This is a genomic window from Helicobacter pylori (assembly GCF_006439795.1).
Lineage (GTDB): Bacteria > Campylobacterota > Campylobacteria > Campylobacterales > Helicobacteraceae > Helicobacter > Helicobacter pylori_CR.
The window spans coordinates 1-3,706 of sequence record NZ_VEYL01000028.1; the positions used below are offsets into that span (position 1 = coordinate 1).

Below are 3,706 nucleotides of genomic sequence, written 5' to 3' on the forward strand. Positions count from 1 at the left end.
ATAGCGAGCGGTTTTCATAAGCTTTTTAAGAATGATGCTAAGATCGCAGAAAGCCTAAAGCCAGCCACCACCAAGAACTTAAGCCAAGGTTTAGCGACCACTTTAAGCGGAGCGTTAAAATACCAATGGACTAAATTCACGCTAGGGACTTTATACCGCAACGCGCCTGATCGTATTTTAGGGATTAAATTGCCCAAAGCTCTAAACGAAGCCACCGCAGGAGAGGCCTTAAAATACCACATTCAAAGAGCGCTAGAAAGAAGCCACAGCATAAGCGATTTTAGTAAGAATTTAGAATTAAGCGCTCAAAACGCTAAATTTAGCAACAACACGCTTAAAATCATTGAAGAGCTTAACAACGGCGTTAAACAAGCGAGCGAAGAACTAAGCAAGAAAGCGAGCGATTTACAACACGCTACAACCCCACTCAAAGAGTTTGGCAAGAACTACCCAGAGTTTGCCCTAAAGCCTAAAGAAGCGTTAGAGAAGCTATTACAAGAGAAAAACGGACAAGTCGCAGGTGCAGCGTATAGGGATGATTTAGGAGGGATTGATTTTGTTTGGGGAACGCCAAAGACTAAAGAGAGCGTAGGTTATGGGTTAGCGCATGTATTAGAACGAAGAGAACAGCAAGCACTTGCTGATGGCTTAAGTGAAGCAGAAGCTAAAGAATACGCCTTAAATATCGTTAAATCTATCCCTGAAGTGTTAGAGAAAGGCACTAAAGGCACAGATCATTTAGGGCGTGTGTTTGTGGATTATGGCAATAAGAGAGTAGGTTTAAATAACACATGGAATAACAAAGATTTAGAAAATCATTGGGTGATAAGTAGTTATGAATTGCGAGATACAACAGAGAAGCCTACGCATTTTCCGACCTCGCAAGCAATCACTAAAGAAAAGGACATTCATTCTTTAAACTCCGTTGAAAATAATCCTACCACAAACGCGCTTAAAACGTAAGAGCCTTTAAGCCCCTTAGAACAAGTCAACGCTGAAAAGCTTGCTAAATTACAAAGAGAGCAAGAGCAAAGCGAACAGGAATTTTTAAAAGCTAAAGAGCAAGAAAGCGCGCGCAAAGAGGCTTTAAAAAAGAAATTAGAACACGAGCGAGGCAACGCGGGCAACATTGAAAGTCAGACTAAAATAGAAGTAGGAGAAGATATACCCACGCAAACCCAAGAGCAATTACCTAAAAGCCGAGTGAGATTGAACGAACGAGAGATTTACGATTTAGATTATGCGATCGTCAAAGCCAAAGACTTGAAACCGAGCTTTACCACAGGCGGGACGCAAAAACGCACCGACATGAACGAAGAGCAGATTAAAAGCATTGCTGAGAATTTTGACCCTAAAAAGATATTTGGGAGCGGAGGTTTTGAAGATTTACCGATCATTCTACACGACGGGCAAGTGATCGCAGGAAACCACCGCATCCAAGGCATGCTGAATTTCACGCCTAAAAGCCGTTTTGCTTACGAGAAAGCGATCAAGGAATACTATCACATAGACTTGAAACCGGACGAGCTGTTAGTGCGAGTGCCACACAACCGACTAAACAACACCGAGATCAACAATTTAGCGGCTTCATCTAATCAAGGACGCTTTAACAGCGAGGGCGATCATGCGATAGCGGTTTTAAGCCACTATGAAGCGAAATTGAAAGAATTAGAAAACAAATTAGACGCTGATAGTATCTATTCTTTAAAAAATATCGTTGCTAAAAATTTGAATTTTGACAAAGCCACTCACCCTAATGTAGGAGATAGTAATTTAGCCTTGCTTATGTTTAACATGCCAAGAACCAAAACGCAAGGGATAGAATTACTCAACCGCTGGCACAAAGTTTTTTCTAACGACATTAAAAGCTATGAAAAAGTGAAAAAAATGTTTGTAGATAACGCCGGAAGCTTTCACAATCTAATCCATGACATGAACTTTCCTAAGGTGAGTTTAAACGCTTATTTAAGCGATATCATGGATCGCAGTTTTGCCAATTTAAAGAATTATGTAAGCACGAGCGAGAGCTTGAAAGATTTGAGCAAGAAATTCTATAAAACGAGTTCTTTAGATATGTTTGAAAAGAGCGATCAAGCCACTAGCGACATCAGCGAGATTTTAGGAGGTGCAATAGCGCGATTTGCGAGGTTTGATGATCCCAGTAAGGCGTTATTTGAAGCGTTAAAGAGTGATAACATTAAAAAAGGTTTGAAAGAGTTTAAGATCGCAGATATTACAAAAGACATGTTTAACCCTGATAGTAAAGAATTTAAGGATATTGATATTTACGACTTCACGCATTACCTTTTAATGGTGAATAGAGAACCGAACGAAAATAATCCCGTATTAAACCGCTTAGCTTAAGCCGTTAAAGACATGCAAAAAGAGAGCGAGAAAGGGATAAAAAAACAAAAACTTGACACGCCTAGCGAGTGGGGACACAATTACAGCGAGTTCAAAGGTGATGGATTAGGAGCGATTAACAAGCTATTAGAAACCAAAAAAGGTTTTGTAGCAGGAGCGTTTTATAAGGAAGGTTTAGGGGATATTGATTTAGTTTGGGGAAACTCTAAATACGGACTAGAACATATATTTAGTCGTAGGGAAAGCGATGCGATAGATAAAGGCATGAGTAAAGAAGAAGCTAAAAAATACGCATTAGAAATAATTAACAATATACCAAACATAATCAGCAATGGAAAACTATTAAAAGATGGTTTAGGGCGTTTAAGTATTGAATTTAAAAATCAAAGAGTAGGTTTGAATGATAGTTGGAAAGGTGAGACCTTAAATAATAGGTGGGTTATTACAAGTTATGAAATAGATAAATCAAGGAATGGGCTAATTGAGTCGCCTTTAGCACCAAATTACAAGGAGAAAGATACTAATCCCCTAAACCTTGATAATCCTAATCCTACCACAAAAAAATTAAATAAGGAATAAAATGAATTACCCTAATTTGCCTAATAGCGTGCTAGATTTCACCGAACAGCCCGAAGTGAAAGAAATCACTAACGAACTTTTAAAGCAATTACAGAACGCTTTACATAGTAACACGCTTTTTACTGAACAAGTGGAATTAAGCCTTAAAGGGATTGTTAGGATTTTAGAGGTGCTTTTAAGTTTGGATTTTTTCAAAAACGCCAACGAGATTGATAGCAGTTTGAGAAATTCCATTGAATGGCTTAATAACGCCGGAGAAAGTTTGAAAAACAAAATGAAAGAATACGAGAGCTTTTTTAATGATTTCAATACGAGCATGAACAGCAACGAGCAGGAAGTAACGAGCGTTTTAAACGCCAACACCGAAAACATCAAAAGCGAAATTAAAAAGCTAGAAAATCAATTGATAGAAACCACTACAAGGCTTTTAACGAGCTATCAAATCTTTTTAAACCAAGCCCGAGATAACGCTAACCATCAAATCACCGAAAACAAAACCCAAAGCCTTGAAGCGATCACACTTGCTAAAACGAACGCCAATAATGAAATAAGCAACAACCAAACGCAAGCACTAAATAACATTAACGAAGCGAAAGAAAACGCTACAACGCAAATAAGCAACAATCAAACGCAAGCGATCACTAACATTAACGAAGCTAAAGAAAGCGCTACAACGCAAATTAACACGAATAAGCAAGAAGCTTTAAACAACATCACGCAAGAAAAGCAACAAGCCACAAGCGAGATTATTGAAGCGAAAAAA

At 38.5% G+C, this 3,706-nt stretch carries 2 protein-coding genes and 1 pseudogene; 2 read left to right on the forward strand and 1 reads right to left on the reverse strand.

Annotated features, from left to right (window positions below):
• Positions 1-14: 14 nt before the first annotated feature.
• On the reverse strand, positions 15-215 hold the full coding sequence (locus FIM66_RS08085) for a hypothetical protein (protein ID WP_100976230.1): 201 nt from the start codon (positions 213-215) through the stop codon (positions 15-17).
• Here FIM66_RS08085 and FIM66_RS08090 point away from each other — a divergent pair.
• Both FIM66_RS08090 and FIM66_RS07930 read left to right on the forward strand, forming a co-directional pair.
• Positions 184-2,943 (forward strand): annotated as a pseudogene (locus FIM66_RS08090) (putative barnase/colicin E5 family endoribonuclease). The gene FIM66_RS08085 and the pseudogene FIM66_RS08090 overlap by 32 nt on opposite strands.
• A 1-nt stretch (position 2,944) precedes the next feature.
• Positions 2,945-3,706, forward strand: a 762-nt coding sequence (locus tag FIM66_RS07930; protein WP_120928391.1) for an ATP synthase subunit B family protein, incomplete at its 3' end; no start/stop codon positions are given.